This is a genomic window from Pseudomonas sp. AC169, assembly GCF_979258515.1.
The window spans coordinates 2,216,711-2,231,905 of record NZ_OZ409866.1 but is presented as its reverse complement, the minus strand read 5'-3'; the positions used below and the strand labels follow the sequence as shown (position 1 = coordinate 2,231,905).

15 protein-coding genes are annotated in these 15,195 nt (G+C 59.9%); 10 read left to right on the top strand and 5 right to left on the bottom strand.

The features are described from left to right. The first annotated feature begins 47 nt into the window (after positions 1-47). The 5 genes from ACZZ0G_RS10180 (at position 48) to ACZZ0G_RS10160 (ending at position 5,458) form a co-directional block, all read left to right on the top strand. Positions 48-1,160, top strand: a complete 1,113-nt coding sequence (locus ACZZ0G_RS10180) for a polyamine ABC transporter substrate-binding protein (RefSeq protein WP_007913851.1) — start codon at positions 48-50, stop codon at positions 1,158-1,160. Between the two features lie 187 nt (positions 1,161-1,347). Then, positions 1,348-2,445, top strand: coding sequence for a polyamine ABC transporter substrate-binding protein (locus ACZZ0G_RS10175; protein ID WP_368968311.1), 1,098 nt, complete (start codon positions 1,348-1,350; stop codon positions 2,443-2,445). Between the two features lie 66 nt (positions 2,446-2,511). Further along, the gene (locus ACZZ0G_RS10170; protein WP_034151965.1) at positions 2,512-3,654 is read left to right on the top strand and encodes an ABC transporter ATP-binding protein; all 1,143 of its coding nucleotides are present in this window, start codon (positions 2,512-2,514) and stop codon (positions 3,652-3,654) included. A 35-nt stretch (positions 3,655-3,689) separates the two neighbouring features. After that, positions 3,690-4,571 carry an ABC transporter permease subunit gene (locus ACZZ0G_RS10165; protein WP_185036840.1) on the top strand — a complete coding sequence of 294 codons (882 nt, stop codon included), beginning with the start codon at positions 3,690-3,692 and terminating at the stop codon, positions 4,569-4,571. Beyond that, entirely contained in the window at positions 4,568-5,458 is an 891-nt protein-coding gene (locus ACZZ0G_RS10160; RefSeq protein ID WP_093429780.1) for an ABC transporter permease subunit, read from the top strand. Before ACZZ0G_RS10165 ends, ACZZ0G_RS10160 begins: the two co-directional genes overlap by 4 nt. Positions 5,459-5,606: 148 nt before the next feature. Here ACZZ0G_RS10160 and ACZZ0G_RS10155 read toward each other — a convergent pair whose 3' ends face one another. Further along, complete coding sequence (locus tag ACZZ0G_RS10155; protein WP_463556064.1) at positions 5,607-6,245, bottom strand: HD domain-containing protein; 639 nt, start codon at positions 6,243-6,245, stop codon at positions 5,607-5,609. 153 nt (positions 6,246-6,398) lie between these two features. Between ACZZ0G_RS10155 and ACZZ0G_RS10150 the strand changes: the two genes are divergently transcribed. Next, positions 6,399-7,364 carry a GlxA family transcriptional regulator gene (locus ACZZ0G_RS10150; protein ID WP_463556063.1) on the top strand — a complete coding sequence of 322 codons (966 nt, stop codon included), beginning with the start codon at positions 6,399-6,401 and terminating at the stop codon, positions 7,362-7,364. A gap of 180 nt (positions 7,365-7,544) precedes the next feature. Here the strand turns inward: ACZZ0G_RS10150 and ACZZ0G_RS10145 are convergent, their stop codons facing one another. After that, complete coding sequence (locus ACZZ0G_RS10145) at positions 7,545-9,956, bottom strand: penicillin acylase family protein (protein WP_463556062.1); 2,412 nt, start codon at positions 9,954-9,956, stop codon at positions 7,545-7,547. A gap of 102 nt (positions 9,957-10,058) precedes the next feature. Continuing rightward, a complete protein-coding gene (locus ACZZ0G_RS10140) occupies positions 10,059-10,637 on the bottom strand; it encodes a DUF6436 domain-containing protein (RefSeq protein WP_463556061.1) in 579 nt (192 codons plus the stop codon). A 99-nt stretch (positions 10,638-10,736) separates the two neighbouring features. On the opposite strand from ACZZ0G_RS10140, the gene bipL reads away from it, so the two are divergent. After that, positions 10,737-11,684 (top strand): phospholipase BipL, encoded by a 948-nt coding sequence (bipL, locus tag ACZZ0G_RS10135; RefSeq protein WP_463556060.1) that lies wholly within the window; start codon positions 10,737-10,739, stop codon positions 11,682-11,684. A gap of 146 nt (positions 11,685-11,830) precedes the next feature. On the opposite strand, the gene ACZZ0G_RS10130 is transcribed toward bipL, so the two are convergent. After that, positions 11,831-12,562, bottom strand: coding sequence for a DUF2059 domain-containing protein (locus tag ACZZ0G_RS10130; RefSeq protein ID WP_463556059.1), 732 nt, complete (start codon positions 12,560-12,562; stop codon positions 11,831-11,833). Between the two features lie 108 nt (positions 12,563-12,670). On the opposite strand from ACZZ0G_RS10130, the gene ACZZ0G_RS10125 reads away from it, so the two are divergent. Both ACZZ0G_RS10125 and ACZZ0G_RS10120 read left to right on the top strand, forming a co-directional pair. Continuing rightward, entirely contained in the window at positions 12,671-13,303 is a 633-nt protein-coding gene (locus tag ACZZ0G_RS10125; RefSeq protein ID WP_463556058.1) for a 2OG-Fe(II) oxygenase, read from the top strand. A 1-nt stretch (position 13,304) separates the two neighbouring features. Next, positions 13,305-13,790: a 2-thiouracil desulfurase family protein gene (locus ACZZ0G_RS10120; RefSeq protein ID WP_463398425.1), complete on the top strand. Its 486-nt coding sequence runs from the start codon at positions 13,305-13,307 to the stop codon at positions 13,788-13,790. A 255-nt stretch (positions 13,791-14,045) separates the two neighbouring features. Here ACZZ0G_RS10120 and ACZZ0G_RS10115 read toward each other — a convergent pair whose 3' ends face one another. Beyond that, positions 14,046-14,609 carry a transporter substrate-binding domain-containing protein gene (locus ACZZ0G_RS10115; protein ID WP_463556057.1) on the bottom strand — a complete coding sequence of 188 codons (564 nt, stop codon included), beginning with the start codon at positions 14,607-14,609 and terminating at the stop codon, positions 14,046-14,048. A 135-nt stretch (positions 14,610-14,744) separates the two neighbouring features. Here ACZZ0G_RS10115 and ACZZ0G_RS10110 point away from each other — a divergent pair, with 135 nt between their 5' ends. Continuing rightward, positions 14,745-15,170, top strand: coding sequence for a DUF4399 domain-containing protein (locus ACZZ0G_RS10110; protein ID WP_397484414.1), 426 nt, complete (start codon positions 14,745-14,747; stop codon positions 15,168-15,170). Positions 15,171-15,195: the final 25 nt, after the last annotated feature.

Genomic DNA, 15,195 nt, shown 5'->3' with positions numbered 1-15,195 from the left:
CCGCTGAACAAAGTGGTTCAAAAAAGAAAAATTTGGAGCATTAACGCATGAAGGCATTAGGCAAAAAGCTCGCTGGCAAGACTCTGCTCGCCATGTCCCTGATGGGAGTCATGGCGGCTGCGGCGCAGGCCGACGACAAGGTGTTGCACGTCTACAACTGGTCCGACTACATCGCCCCGGACACCGTGGCCAATTTCGAAAAAGCCACCGGGATCAAAGTCGTCTACGACGTCTTCGACAGCAACGAAACCCTGGAAGCCAAGCTGCTGGCCGGCAAGTCCGGTTACGACATCGTGGTGCCTTCCAATAACTTCCTCGCCAAGCAGATCAAGGCCGGTGTTTACCAGGAGCTGGACAAGTCCAAGCTGCCGAACTGGAAGAACCTCGACGAAGACCTGCTCAAGGCTGTTGGCGATGCCAGCGACCAAGGCAACAAGCACGCGTTCCCGTACATGTGGGGCTCGATCGGCATCGGCTACAACCCGGCCAAGGTCAAGGCTGCGCTGGGCATCGACAAGATCGATTCCTGGGATGTGGTGTTCAAGCCTGAAAACATCGAGAAGCTCAAAAGCTGCGGCGTAAGCTTCCTCGACGCACCGACCGAAATGATTCCGGCGGCGTTGCACTATCTGGGCAAGCCGACCAACAGCAAGGACAAGGCTGACCTGAAGGCCGCCGAAGACCTGTTCCTGAAAATCCGTCCTTCGGTTGCCTACTTCCATTCCTCCAAGTACATCTCCGACCTGGCCAACGGCAACATCTGCGTCGCCGTCGGTTACTCGGGTGACCTGGAACAATCCAAGACCCGCGCCCAGGAAGCCGGTGACAAGGTCAAACTGGCCTACACCATTCCAAAAGAAGGTGCCGGTACTTTCTACGACATGGTCGCCATTCCCAAGGATGCCGAAAACGTCGAAGCCGCCTACAAGTTCATGAACTACCTGCTTGAGCCGCAAGTGATGGCCGGCATTACCAACGCCGTGCGTTTCCCGAACGGCAACAAAGCTGCCACGCCACTGGTGGACAAGGACATCACCAGCGATCCGAGCATCTACCCGTCGGCTGAAGTGAAGAAACAGCTCTATGCGATCAGCGATCTGGATGCAGCGACCCTGCGCCTGATCACTCGCAGCTGGACCAAGATCAAATCCGGTAAATAAGCCGGTTTGAAGCAACAACCGCTGGCCGTCGACCCCGCGAAGGCGGCCAGCGGATCAATTAAATGACAGGAAGTTTTGCAGGAACGGTTTTTCGAGGGTAAGTTGCGCGCCGGTTTTGTTGCCAGGCAGCCATGGCTGTCATGCAGCGCGGGGCAACTTGGGCCCAACTAATTTAGAGGACCTCCACTTGCCTATTTTTTCTTCTTTGCGCAAAGCCCTGCTGGCCACTGCCGGCCTGACGATTGCTGTCGGAGCCCAGGCCGCCGGTACGGTGCATATTTATAACTGGTCCGATTACATCGGCGAGACCACCCTGGCTGACTTCCAGAAAGCCACCGGGATCAAACCGGTCTACGACGTCTTCGATTCCAACGAAACCCTGGAAGGCAAACTGCTGGCCGGGCGTACCGGTTACGACGTGGTCGTGCCGTCGAACCACTTCCTCGGCAAGCAGATCAAGGCGGGCGCGTTCCAGAAGCTCGACAAGTCGCAGCTGCCGAATTATTCCAATCTCGACCCGGCGCTGCTCAAGCGTCTGGAGCAAAACGATCCGGGCAACCTGTACGCCGTGCCGTACCTGTGGGGCACCAACGGCATCGGTTACAACGTCGATAAAGTGAAGGCCGTGCTGGGTGTCGACAAGATTGATTCGTGGGGCGTTTTGTTCGAGCCTGAGAACATCAAGAAGCTGCAAAGCTGCGGCGTGGCATTCCTCGATTCGGCGGATGAAATGATGCCGACCGTGCTCAACTATCTGGGCCTGAATGCCAACAGCACCAATCCGAAGGACTACGAAAAAGCCACCGACAAATTGCTCGCGGTGCGTCCTTACGTGACCTACTTCCACTCCTCGAAATACATCGGTGATCTGGCTAACGGCGACATCTGCGTGGCCATCGGTTTCTCCGGCGATATCTTCCAGGCGAAGAACCGCGCAGCGGAAGCCAAGAAGGGTGTGAACATCGCCTACGCGGTGCCGAAAGAGGGCGGCGCGTTGTGGTTCGACATGCTGGCAATCCCCAAGGATTCGTCGAACGTGAAGCAGGCCCATGCCTTCATCAACTATCTGCTGAAACCTGAGGTGATCGCTCAGGTCAGTGATTACGTCGGTTATGCCAACCCCAACCCGGGTTCGGACAAGTTGATGGAGCAATCCATCCGCACCGATGCGTCGGTGTATCCGCCGCAGGCCGTTATCGACAAGGCTTATGTGTCGACCGAGTTGCCACCGAACATTCAGCGCCTGATGACCCGCAGCTGGACCAAGGTCAAGTCGGGGATGTAAGGCACACACTATCCTGGGTTCGCCTTGCGGGGCGAACTGCATTGTTTTTTTCTGGGAGTTTCGTAAATGGCAGTTGCCTCCGGCGCCTATAAGAAAGCCCTCGAGGGCGACCAGACACCGAAACAGGTGTTGGTCAAAATCGACCGGGTCACGAAGAAGTTCGACGAGACGATTGCCGTGGACGATGTGTCCCTGGAAATCAAAAAAGGCGAAATCTTCGCCTTGCTCGGCGGTTCGGGATCGGGCAAATCCACTCTGCTGCGGATGCTGGCAGGGTTCGAACGGCCCACGGAGGGGCGCATTTTTCTCGACGGCGTCGACATCACCGACATGCCGCCGTACGAACGTCCGATCAACATGATGTTCCAGTCGTACGCCTTGTTCCCGCACATGACCGTCGCGCAGAACATTGCCTTCGGCTTGCAGCAGGACAAGATTCCCAAGGCCGAGGTCGACGCCCGCGTGGCCGAGATGCTCAAGCTGGTGCAGATGAGCCAGTACGCCAAGCGCAAGCCGCATCAACTGTCTGGCGGTCAGCGCCAGCGTGTGGCGCTGGCGCGTTCGCTGGCCAAGCGGCCGAAGCTGCTGCTGCTCGATGAGCCGATGGGCGCACTGGACAAAAAGCTGCGTTCGCAGATGCAACTGGAGCTGGTGGAAATCATCGAGCGCGTCGGCGTGACCTGCGTGATGGTGACCCACGACCAGGAAGAGGCCATGACCATGGCCGAGCGCATCGCGATCATGCACCTGGGCTGGATCGCCCAGATCGGCAGCCCGATCGACATCTACGAAACCCCGACCAGCCGTCTGGTCTGCGAATTCATCGGTAACGTCAACATCTTCGAAGGCGAAGTGATCGACGACGCCGAAGGCCACGCGACCATCACCTGCAAGGACCTCGACCGGCAGATCTACGTTGGTCATGGCATCAGCACCTCGGTGCAGGACAAGTCGGTCACCTACGCGATCCGTCCCGAGAAGCTGCTGGTCACCGCTGACCAACCAACCTGCGAATACAACTGGTCGAGCGGCAAGGTCCACGACATCGCCTACCTCGGCGGGCACTCGGTGTTCTACGTTGAATTGCCGAGCGGCAAACTGGTGCAGTCGTTCGTCGCCAACGCCGAACGTCGCGGCGCGCGTCCGACCTGGGGCGATCAGGTTTACGTGTGGTGGGAAGACGACAGCGGCGTGGTACTTCGCTCATGAACATGCGCAAATTCAAACGCCGCATCAACCGAATAATCCCCAATGGCCGCCAACTGGTCATCGGGGTCCCGTTCATCTGGCTGTTCCTGTTCTTCATGCTGCCGTTCTTCATCGTCCTGAAGATCAGCTTCGCCGAAGCCGACGTGGCCATCCCGCCGTACACCGAGATTTACACCTACGCCGAGCAGAAGCTGCAACTGCTGCTGAACCTGGGCAACTACGCGATGCTGGCGGGCGACGAGTTGTACATCGCCGCTTATCTCGGCTCGTTGAAGATGGCATTTATCAGCACGCTGTTGTGCCTGTTGATCGGCTACCCGATGGCCTACGCCATCGCCACCGCCCGTAAAGAGCTGCAAACGGTGCTGGTGCTGCTGATCATGATGCCGACCTGGACGGCGATCCTGATCCGCGTTTACGCGTGGATGGGCATTCTCAGCAACAACGGTTTGCTCAACGGTTTCCTGATGAGCATGGGCTTGATCGACGAGCCGCTGCAGATTCTCAACACCAACCTCGCGGTGTACATCGGCGTCGTTTACTCGTACCTGCCATTCATGATCCTGCCGCTGTACGCCAACCTGGTGAAGCACGACAACAGCTTGCTGGAAGCCGCTTCCGACCTCGGTTCGAGCACCTTCAACAGCTTCTGGAAAATCACTATTCCACTGTCCAAGAACGGGATCATCGCCGGCTGCATGCTGGTGTTCATTCCGGTGGTCGGTGAGTTCGTGATCCCGGAACTGCTCGGCGGTCCGGAAACCCTGATGATCGGTAAAGTGCTCTGGCAAGAGTTCTTCAACAACCGTGACTGGCCGGTGGCGTCCGCGCTGGCGGTGGTGATGCTGGCGATCCTGATTGTGCCGATCATCCTGTTCAACCGCAGTCAGGCCAAGGAAATGGAGGGTAAAGAATGAAGCGCTTCCGTTTCTCCAGCCTGATGCTGGTTTTGGGTTTGCTGTTCATCTACCTGCCGATGTTGATCCTGGTGATCTACTCGTTCAACGCCTCGAAACTGGTGACGGTGTGGGGCGGCTGGTCGATCAAGTGGTACGTCGGCCTGCTCGACAACACGCAACTGATGGGCTCGGTGCTGCGTTCGCTGGAAATCGCCTGCTACACCGCGGTCGCCGCGGTGGCGCTGGGCACGCTGGCCGCATTCGTGCTGACGCGCATCACCCGCTTCAAGGGCCGCACGCTGTTCGGCGGTCTGGTCACCGCGCCGTTGGTGATGCCGGAAGTGATCACCGGTCTGTCGCTGTTGCTGCTGTTCGTGGCCATGGCGCAGATGATCGGCTGGCCGCAGGAGCGTGGCATCGTCACCATCTGGATCGCTCACACGACGTTCTGTGCGGCGTATGTGGCGGTGGTGGTGTCGGCGCGTCTGCGTGAGCTCGACCTGTCGATCGAAGAAGCGGCAATGGACCTCGGTGCCAGGCCGTGGAAGGTGTTCTTCCTGATCACCATCCCGATGATCGCGCCATCGCTGGCGGCGGGCGGCATGATGTCGTTCGCGCTGTCGCTGGATGACCTGGTGTTGGCGAGCTTCGTGTCCGGTCCGGGTTCGACGACCCTGCCGATGGAAGTGTTCTCGGCGGTACGTCTGGGCGTGAAACCTGAGATCAACGCCGTGGCCAGCCTGATTCTGCTGGCGGTGTCGATCGTGACCTTCATGGTCTGGTTCTTCAGCCGCCGTGCCGAAGAAGCGCGCAAGAAGGCCATCCAGCAAGCCATCGAAGAAAGCGCTGCCGATTCGTGGAAACAGCCGGACGTGCGCCGCGCACCGGCGCCGGAAGCGGCGTAAGCCAAAGGGGTTGATCACAGATCTGTGATCAACCCAAATCCATGTGGGAGCGAGCTTGCTCGCGAAGAGGGCGTGTCAGTCGACTGAAATGTTGGCTGACCCACCGCATTCGCGAGCAAGCTCGCTCCCACAGGTTTTTTGGTGGTATTCAAATCCAGGGAGAGTTGCGGATGACCTCAACAAAGTTCATCGGCTTGAACCCCGGCTCCTGATCCACCAGTACATCCGTCTTCACATTGCCGAACGTGGTCTGCGGACGATGGCGCAAGCCTTCGGCAAACGCGCAGATGATGCATTCCTTGAAACCTTCCCCACGCGGGTGTGCATGCACCACGGCCTCACGCTGCACGCTGCTGAACGCGGCGTAATCCATGCCCAGAACGTCCATCTCCACACCGGCGGTCACCAGCGCTACGGTCGGACGCAGATGCTTCGGCACACCCGGCGTGGTGTGCAAGGCAATCGACAGCCACACCTGTTCGATGTCGTCATCACTCAGCCCGTACGGTTTGAGAAACGCCGCTGCTGCATTGGCACCGTCGACCTCAAAACGCTCGTCATCGCTGCGATGGCCTTCGATCAGACCGAGGTCGTGGAACATCGCGCCGACGTACAACAGCTCCGGGTTGTAGGCCAGTTGCTGGCGCTCGCCACTCAATGCGCCAAACAGAAAAACCCGGCGCGAGTGGTGGTAGAGCAGGTCGGATTCGATGTCGCGGATGTATTCGGTGGTGGCGCGGGCGAGGGCGCTATCGGGGATTTTGATGCCTGCGATGGTCGTGGTCATGGACGGTTCCTCACTGAAACGCCGTGGTGGCGCTGATGGGGAAAGTCTGTTCCCGACGCTGAAAGCGAACAATCGATGCATGGCTGCGATCCTTGCCAATCCGCCTGCAAATCGTGCCAACTCGGCTCAGATCCCCAAAGGAGCTTCGCAGCCATGAACAAAACCGTCGCCATCGTCGTGTTCGCCGGCGTGCAGTCGCTGGACGTCAGCGGCCCGATGGACGTGTTCGCCGAGGCCAATCGTTTCCTGGCGCCCGAGGATCACTATCGGCTTGAGGTGATTGGTGTCGAACACGGCCCGATGGCCTGTTCCAATGGTTTGAACTTGAATGCCCATCGGCATTTCAGCGAGGCACTCGACGCCTACGACCTGCTGCTGGTCGCCGGAGGCCCGCAATTGCCGTTCATGGATTTTGGTGCGGCGTTCGATGATTGGCTGCGTGAGGCCTGTTCATGCTCGCAGCGTTTCGGCTCGATCTGCAACGGCGCGTTCATGCTGGCGCGGGCAGGGTTGCTGGAAGGGCGCACCGTCACCACGCACTGGAATGATGCCGAGGCGTTGGCCCAGTTGTGCCCGTCGACGCGGGTTGAAGCCGATCGGTTGTATGTCGAGGACGGCGCGCTCTACACCTCGGCCGGGGTGACGGCGGGGATCGATCTGTCGTTGTACTTGCTGGCGCGTGATCACGGTGCTGAAGTGGCGCTAAGCGTGGCCAAGCGCTTGGTAGTGTTTACTCAGCGCTCCGGTGGCCAGTCGCAGTTCAGTCCGTTCCTGACGCCGCATGCGGAGCCGACGTCGGCGGTGGCGATGGTGCAGTTGTATGTATTGGCCAATCTGACTGGCGATCTGACGATTGCCGATCTGGCCAACGCGGCGAACATGAGTGCGCGCAATTTCTCTCGAGTGTTTGCGCGGGAAGCCAAGGTCACGCCGGCGGAGTTCGTCGAGCGGGCGCGGGTGGATGCGGCGCGGGTGATGCTGGAGAGTACTGCGGCGCCGTTGAAGACGGTGGCGTATCAGTGCGGGTTTCGCGATGCGCAGCATATGCGTGGGGTGTTTAACCGGCGATTGGGGGTGACGCCGCAGCAGTTTCGGCTGAATTTTGCGGTGATGGTTTGACCCTCACCCCAGCCCTCTCCCGGAGGGAGAGGGGGCCGACCGCAGTGTCTGGCGTGATACATCGACCTGAAAGACCTTATCGATTATGGGTTCGGTAAAGCAGTGTCAGGTCGGTGCATGCCTCGAGCATCCCCCAATCAGTCCCCTCTCCCTCCGGGAGAGGGCTAGGGTGAGGGGCTCTTAAGGTTTCGCCCGCATCGGCAACAGCTTCAACGTGCTATGCGTATTCGCCGTCACCTCTTCCTCACTAAAGTGCGCCTGCACATAAATCCCATCAACATACGCCTCAGCCTGATCGTCATAGTGGCTATCAAACGGCACACCACTCTGCCCGACCGGGTTGATCGTCAAGCCATGCGCCGGATCGGCAAAATCCACCAAGCGCCGCGTCGACGGCCCATAAGTCACCGGCCACGGCGCAGGCCCGATCTTCGCCGAAAGATTGTTCGGCACCTCATGACTGCCCGGCGCCGCAAACGGCCCGACGTTGAAAATCCGTTCCAGCGGCTTCTGCTGCCCCAACGGATGGCCATGGGTCAGCGTGTGCGCCGCGCCCCATTTCCATTCTGCAGAATTGTCGCCGAGGGTCAGCTTCAGGTGCTGCATGCTCGCCGCCCACGCCGTACGCACGACATCAGCGCGAGTCTCTTTGACCGGTGTGTTGCGGTTATCCCACCACGGTGAATCGGCATTCGCCGCCAGACGTGGCAGTGCTGCATCGATCACCCGCGTCGACAGCAGTGTCTCGAAAAAGTCATTGCCCAACTCATCACGCATCGCCGTATCGGCAAGGTCGTAGAGGAACTGGTTGAAGACCGTCGCGCTGACCGAATCCAGCGGATAGTCGCCTGGCCACTGCGCCAGTTGCTCGACCAGTTTCAGTTGCGCCGGATCGCTGACCACCTCACGCAATACCGGCAGCAATGGCGCCAGCAGTCGCGAGCCATAACCGGTCGCCGTGCCCAGTTGCAGTTTCTGGTTGGCTTCGTTGGTCCACTTCACGCTCTTGTCGCTGAGCTGACGATTCAGTTGCTGACCGCGATCGGCGAGGTTGTAGTAACCGGGAATCTCCATGCCCGTCGGCGACACGGGCTGGAAGTTGGCCGAGACGATGTAGCCGCGTGCCGGGTTCTCCTCCTGCGGGTTGGCGCTGAACGGGTAGAAACCGTCCTTGTCGGCCTGATTGCTGCTGCCGTCGAGAATGAATTCCGGCCGCACCCCGGTCGGGCGCTTGGGCAGCAATGCCGAGGCCCACCAGGCGATATCGCCCTTGGCGTTGGCGTAGACGAGATTCAGCCCCGGTGCCTGAACCTTGGCCGCTGCGGCGCGAGCCTTGGCCAGGGTGTCGGCACGGTTGAGCTGGTAGAAGCCTTCGAGGATCGGGTTCGGTGTTTCGAGGAATGCCCACCACATGGCGATCGGCGTTTTGCCGGCAGCGGTGCCGAGGGCATCGTTGACGATCGGACCGTGGGGCGATTGGCGCAGGGTAAGGGTCACCGGCGTCTGGCCTTTCACATTGATCTGCTGCTCGGTGACGACCATGTCGGTCCACTGGCCGCGATACCAGACCTGGTTCGGATTGTCCGGGTTGACCTTCTCGGCGATCAGATCGAGATCGTCGTTCTGGAACATGGTCAGGCTCCAGCCGAAATCGAGGTTGTGACCGAGGAAGGCGAAAGGCACCAGCGCCTGATGATGACCGTACAACTCGAAGCCCGGCGCCGACAATTGCGCCTCGTACCACACCGACGGCACCGAGAAGCGAATATGTGGATCACCGGCCAGCAGCGGTTTGCCGCTCTGGCTGCGGCTGCCGGCGATGACCCAGGCGTTGCTGCCTTCGAACTGTGGCAGGCCGTTGTCGATCAGCGCTTGTTCGCTGAGGCGGGCGAGGGCATTGAGGTCTTTCCAGTCGCCGGCAGCGAGGGCCGGCGTCGGTTTGGCGTGACCGTTGACCAGCACACCTTTGGGCTGCCAGTCGAGGTCGAAGACGTTGAGGTAGTCCGCGCCGAGTTGATCGCGCACATAGGTCAGCAACGGTTCGGTGCGGAACGCGGCGGCAAAGCTGTAGGCCATGTACCCGGCGACGCTGATGCTGTCTTCGGCGGTGAACGGCCGCTTGGGGATGCCCAGCACGTCGAACTCGATTGGCGCGGCGTGCGTGTCCTGATATTGGTTGATGCCATCCAGATAGGCTTGCAGGCCCTTCCACGCTGGCGACTGTTTATCGAGACTGGCGACATAACTGGCGGCGCGCTCACGGATGCGCAGGCTGCGGAACAGTTTGTCGGTGTCGAGCAGTTTCGGCCCGAGCACTTCCGCCAGTTCACCACGGGCGAGGCGGCGCATGGCTTCCATCTGGAACAGCCGGTCCTGGGCATGCACATAACCGAGGGCGCGGTAGAGGTCGGTTTCGTTCTCGGCGCGAATGTGCGGCACACCGCGCTCGTCGTAGCGCACGGTCACCGAGCCCTGCGGGTTGCGCAGCTCGACCTGGCCCTGGCGCGTCGGTTGTTTGCTGTAGACATACCAGCCGACGCCGGCGAGCAGAACAACGATGAGCAAGCCAAGTACGGTGAACACGCGCTTCATGGTGACTCCTTGTGCATACGGGATTGCCGCCCGTCGGGCTGCAAACAATTAGCACAGACCTTCCGTGCCGTGCAGCGCTGTCCTTGAAAAGTCCGGAATGCCTTACGGCGTCTCCACAGGCCACGGGCAGTAACAACCGACCGCCAGGGTGTGCGTGGCATTGACCGGGCGATCTTCCGTCAGGGCATGCAAAATCGGTTCGATAAAACTGTTGCTGGAGTTGCAGGTCAGGCCTTCGCTGTACGGGCCGAAGTAGGCCAGTTTGCCGCTGCGGTCCCAGATCGCCACGGCCGGGCTGGCGGGCACCTGTTCGGAGCCGGGCAAAATCGTGATGGTTTTCAGACTGCTGAGGGTGGCGGGTAACTGGCCGTGGCTGCCGGTTTTTTGCACGGCGAAGAATTCAACGCCTTTGGCGCCGAACTGCTCGACCATCTCGGTCAGATGCTGTTGGTTGCCGACATTGCACGGGCAGGCCGGGTCCCAGAAGTGCACCAGGCGGATCTTGCCGGGACCGGCGAGATTGTCAGGAAGGCGCAGTGGGTCACCGGAAAACACCGCCGTGTGTTCGCTGAACGCGCGCAGGTAACGCCCCTGAAACCAGTCATACGCGGCCCACAGCACCCCGGCGCAATTCAGCGCGAGCAGGCTGGCAAACAGTGCGGTGCGGTAGGGCGAGCGCATGGTTTTCGATCCCGAAAAGGTGGGCTAGCTTGCCATGCTTGCCGCAACAGATGAATATCGCAGGCCGATAAAGTCTGTTTACCGCTTTGGAATTCCCGCATGCCTGCCACTTTCGACCCCGATCACATCCGCGCCAGCCTCAAGCCTTTGGCCGAGTGGCAGCCGTTGTCGGACGAGGCCAAGGCGTATCAGCAGTTTTATAAAACCGATTTTCCCCATCGCGATGTCTGGCGTGGCATGGGCCGTTTCGAAGTCGATGGCTATGAGCTGGTCAGCCACTGCTGGTGGCCGGAGAAGGTCAAGGCGACGCTGTTTCTGCTGCACGGTTACTACGACCACACCGGGCTGTATCGGCATGTGATCGAGTGGGCGCTGGATCAGGATTTTGCCGTGATCGCCTGCGACTTGCCGGGGCATGGCCTGTCGAGCGGGCCGCGCGCGAGCATTCGCGATTTCTCCGAGTACCAGGACGTCCTGCAAGCGTTGTTCGCCGAGGCGCAGTCAATCGCGCTGCCGCAACCGTGGCATTTGTGCGGGCAGAGTACCGGCGGGGCTATTGTCGTCGATCATTTGCTCAATCATGCGGAAAACAGCCCGGCGCAGGGCCAGGTGATTTTGATGGCGCCGCTGGTGCGACCACGGGCGTGGGGCTGGTCGCAGCTGAGCTATTACCTGCTCAGGCCTTTCGTCAGAGGTGTCGCGCGACGTTTCAGCGAGAACTCCAACGATCCGGATTTCCTGCCGTTTCTGCAGGCTGACCCGCTGCAGCCGCGACGCTTGCCGACCAAATGGGTGGGGGCGTTGTCGCGCTGGATCATTCGCGTCGAGCACGCGAAAAAAAGTCCGCGACGGCCACTGATCATTCAGGGGCAGGCGGACATGACGGTCGACTGGCAGCACAATTTGCAGGTATTGAAATGGAAGTTTGATCGGCCGCAGATCTTGTTGTTGGCCGAGGCGCGGCATCATCTGGCGAATGAGACGGTGGAGATGCGTGAGGAGTATTTCGAGTTCTTGAGCAAGCGCATCAGGGGCCGGAATCTGTAGCGTCTGTGAGGGCCTCTTCGCGAGCAGACTCGCTCCCACAGGGATTTCGGGGGACTCACAAATTTTGTGTTCGCTGAAGATCCAATGTGGGAGCGAGCCGGCTCCGGGCGGCGTTCCGACGAAGGCGGCCGGTCAGGCGCTAAAGATCATTGTCCGACCGCAAGCCCTGCACGAATCGCTGCCAACGCTGCCTGGTAATACGCCTTGCCCTCAGTCGATTCAGCAAACGTCGCAAACTCTTCCAGCTCTTCATCCGACAAATCGCGATAGACATAGAGCAACGTATTGTTCATGTCCGCGCCGATCTGATCCATCAAGCGCTGGCGCTGACCATTCAACATTCCTTGCGCCTGACCACCGCCGAGCAATCCCGGAATCATCGAACTCAAACTGTCCGCCGCCACACCGGCAATCGCCAGGCTCACTTCGGCGCCGGCTTCGCGGGCCGGCAAGGCTTGCGCGAGGTGGCCGATGATCAGCAGACGGCTGTCGCTCGCCTGCATCTTCGGCAGACCCTTGGCATTTTTCGCCAATTGATCGCGACGGGTTGCGAGCAATTCAGCGGCGACGATTTTCTTGCCCAGTGGCGATTGAAAGAACGTCAGCGCCGGTTTCGGATCGGCAAGCTTCTGCCGCAGTTGCGCTTCGGCGCGTTGATCCACGGCCTGCGGGGCAAAGCGCTGGTTGCTGTTGTTGACCAACGCTTGAAACACGGCGGGCGGCAGACTGTTCTGATAGCGCTGCTGTGCGGCACTCAGGGCATCATTGAAATGCGCACGTTGATCTGGCCAGCCGGCGACCTTGTACAACTGATCGTGGCCGTCCGCCCAGGCGGGCAACACGCAGAACATCAACAGTGAAAAAAGCAAACGGCGCATAGGGACTCCTGTCAGCAACGGACTATTCTCCGTGCGGTGCCGGTACTTGTCGAGAATTCGTAGCAAGCCGCCGCGTGGCTCTGTCGGATTTCTTGCCGCCGACATACTATGCGCGCCATGCAAATATCCTCTGAACACCCACTGCTATTACGTATTGTCGACGACCTGGCCGAACACGGCTGGTCGCAGCAGAACATATTCCTGCCCGCCGGTTTGACCCGCGAGCTGGCGGCCGAGTGCCGCAAACGTGAGGCCGAAGGCGAACTGGCGCCGGCGGCGGTGGGGCGTGGACCGTTTTCGGAGATCCGTGAGGGGATTCGTGGCGACCACATTCAGTGGATCGACCCCGGCCAGGCCGAGGCCAGTGACCGCTATCTGAATCTGATGGAGAGCCTGCGCGAGGCGCTCAACCGAGGCCTGTTTCTGGGTCTTGAGGACTTTGAATGCCATTTCGCGCTGTATCCGCCGGGTGCGTTTTATCGCAAGCACGTCGACCGTTTTCGCGACGACGACAAGCGCATGGTCTCGGTGGTGGTCTACCTCAATGACGCATGGCTGCCGGAGGATGGCGGTCAGTTGCGTATGTATCTGAATGAGGAGCGCGTGCACGACGTGCAACCTACTGGCGGTTGTCTGGTGGTGTTTCTCTCCGGTGAAGTGCCGCATGAAGTGTTGCCGGCGAACCGCGAGCGCTTGTCGCTGACCGGTTGGTTCCGCCGCCGTGGCAACGAGCCGTTCTGAGATGGACAGGATTCTGGTCAGTCGCTGCCTGTTGGGTCATCGCGTGCGTTACGACGGCGGTGCGAGCGGGCCGTTTGATTTGCTTGAGCAGTGGATTGCCGAAGGGCGGGTGGTGCCGTTGTGTCCGGAGGTGGCGGGGGGATTGCCGACGCCTCGGGCAGCGGCGGAGATCCCGGGCGGGCAGGGTGGTGAAGTGCTGGATGGTGTCGCGGCGGTGATCACCACCGAGGGCGAAGATGTCAGTGCGCAGTTTCTCGATGGCGCGCGGCAGGCGCTGGCGTTGGTGCAGAAGCACGGGATTCGTGTGGCGGTGCTCAAGGCCAACAGTCCTTCTTGCGGGAATCTGCTGACGTATGACGGGACGTTCAGTGGTGTCAAAGTCAGTGGCGAGGGTGTGACGGCTGCGTTGCTCAAGCGCCATGGGGTGCAGGTATTCAGCGAGCTTGAACTGCCGCAGGCTGCGGTGGCTCTGGCGGGTTTGGACTGATCCGGAATCGTTGCCCTCACCCCAGCCCTCTCCCAAGGGGAGAGGGGGCCGACCGAAGTGTCTGGCGCTATTCATCGACCTGAAAGACCTTGTCGATTATGGATCCGACACAGCCATGACCGATCGATTATGGACTCGACAAAGCCATGACCAGTCGATTTCGGATTCGGTATAGCCATCCCAGGTCGGCGTATCTCTAAAGCAACCCCCAATCAGTCCCCTCTCCCTCTGGGAGAGGGCTAGGGTGAGGGGCTTTCAAGGTTTCAACCACTTCTCGGTCAACGCCGCCAAACGCCCATCCGCCCTGATCCGCTGCATCGCACTCGCAAGGCTAGCCTGAAACGCTGGATTACCCTTCTGAAACGGAATCGCCAAATCCACTGGCTCCGCCGCTTTCGGCTTCTCTTCAGTCAATGCCTGCACCAGCACCATCGGCCGTGGCTGCTCATCCTTCTTCGCCAGCAACTGCGCATCGACCTTGCCGTACGGCTCGCTGAAGTCGAAACGATCCTTGAGTTCGGGTGTCAGTGCTATGTGGTTGAGCGCAACGTCGTATTTGCCGCTTTCAACGCCCTGAAGCAGATCGGCCTCGTCAGTGACGATGAAGTCGGCGCGCACATCCAGCTCGTTGGCCAGCAGTTGCCCAAGCTCGACCTCGAACCCCGTGAGTGTGTCGCCATCCTTGAAATTGAAGGGCGGTGTATTCGCCTCAAGGGCTATGCGCAGCTCGCCACGGTCGTTGACGTCATCAATCAGTTCGGCGTGAGCCAAAGGGCTCAAAAGGGGTAGCAGGCAGATCAGGCCAGGCAGAAAACGCATGGTCACTCCTTTGAAATCATTATCGCGATGCTCTGATTCAGGCTCGCTTTGCTATGGTTGTCGAGTGCCTTCGACAACGAATGGTCATGAAGTTGTCATGACCGTGCGGATTTTACGGAAAAACTGGAGAAGAAAATGAAAAGCTTTATGTCACGTGCAGCGTTCGCAGGTGTGCTGATGGGCGTTTCGGTGCTGGCCAGTGCGGCGACGCCGGCCCCCAAAGGCGCCGAAGTGTTCATCGTTTCTCCCGAAGACGGGGCCACGGTTTCGCAGACCTTCACCGTCAAGTTCGGGACCAAGGACGTCGCACTGGCACCGGCCGGTGACGTCACCAAGAACACCGGTCACCATCACCTGCTGATCGACGCCAAGGAAATCGTTCCTGCCGGTTCGGTCGTCCCTACCGATGCCAACCATATGCACTTCGGCAAGGCGCAGACCCAGGCTGACATCAAGCTCGCCCCGGGCAAACACACCTTGCAGCTGGAACTTGGCGACAGCGGTCACATGGCATTCGATCCGCCAATCGTCTCGAAGAAAATCACCGTCAACGTCGAATAAAAAAAGGGAGCCCTTTCGGGGCTCC

What these genes read in the sequence shown, in the direction of transcription:
- ACZZ0G_RS10130 (WP_463556059.1), bottom strand. Translation starts at nt 12,562, where the DNA reads ATGCGCCGTTTGCTTTTTTCACTGTTGATGTTCTGCGTGTTGCCCGCC.
- ACZZ0G_RS10140 (WP_463556061.1), bottom strand. Translation starts at nt 10,637, where the DNA reads ATGCGCTCGCCCTACCGCACCGCACTGTTTGCCAGCCTGCTCGCGCTG.
- ACZZ0G_RS10120 (WP_463398425.1), top strand. Translation starts at nt 13,305, where the DNA reads ATGGACAGGATTCTGGTCAGTCGCTGCCTGTTGGGTCATCGCGTGCGT.
- ACZZ0G_RS10155 (WP_463556064.1), bottom strand. Translation starts at nt 6,245, where the DNA reads ATGACCACGACCATCGCAGGCATCAAAATCCCCGATAGCGCCCTCGCC.
- ACZZ0G_RS10110 (WP_397484414.1), top strand. Translation starts at nt 14,745, where the DNA reads ATGAAAAGCTTTATGTCACGTGCAGCGTTCGCAGGTGTGCTGATGGGC.
- ACZZ0G_RS10125 (WP_463556058.1), top strand. Translation starts at nt 12,671, where the DNA reads ATGCGCGCCATGCAAATATCCTCTGAACACCCACTGCTATTACGTATT.
- ACZZ0G_RS10160 (WP_093429780.1), top strand. Translation starts at nt 4,568, where the DNA reads ATGAAGCGCTTCCGTTTCTCCAGCCTGATGCTGGTTTTGGGTTTGCTG.
- ACZZ0G_RS10180 (WP_007913851.1), top strand. Translation starts at nt 48, where the DNA reads ATGAAGGCATTAGGCAAAAAGCTCGCTGGCAAGACTCTGCTCGCCATG.
- ACZZ0G_RS10170 (WP_034151965.1), top strand. Translation starts at nt 2,512, where the DNA reads ATGGCAGTTGCCTCCGGCGCCTATAAGAAAGCCCTCGAGGGCGACCAG.
- bipL (WP_463556060.1), top strand. Translation starts at nt 10,737, where the DNA reads ATGCCTGCCACTTTCGACCCCGATCACATCCGCGCCAGCCTCAAGCCT.
- ACZZ0G_RS10145 (WP_463556062.1), bottom strand. Translation starts at nt 9,956, where the DNA reads ATGAAGCGCGTGTTCACCGTACTTGGCTTGCTCATCGTTGTTCTGCTC.
- ACZZ0G_RS10115 (WP_463556057.1), bottom strand. Translation starts at nt 14,609, where the DNA reads ATGCGTTTTCTGCCTGGCCTGATCTGCCTGCTACCCCTTTTGAGCCCT.
- ACZZ0G_RS10150 (WP_463556063.1), top strand. Translation starts at nt 6,399, where the DNA reads ATGAACAAAACCGTCGCCATCGTCGTGTTCGCCGGCGTGCAGTCGCTG.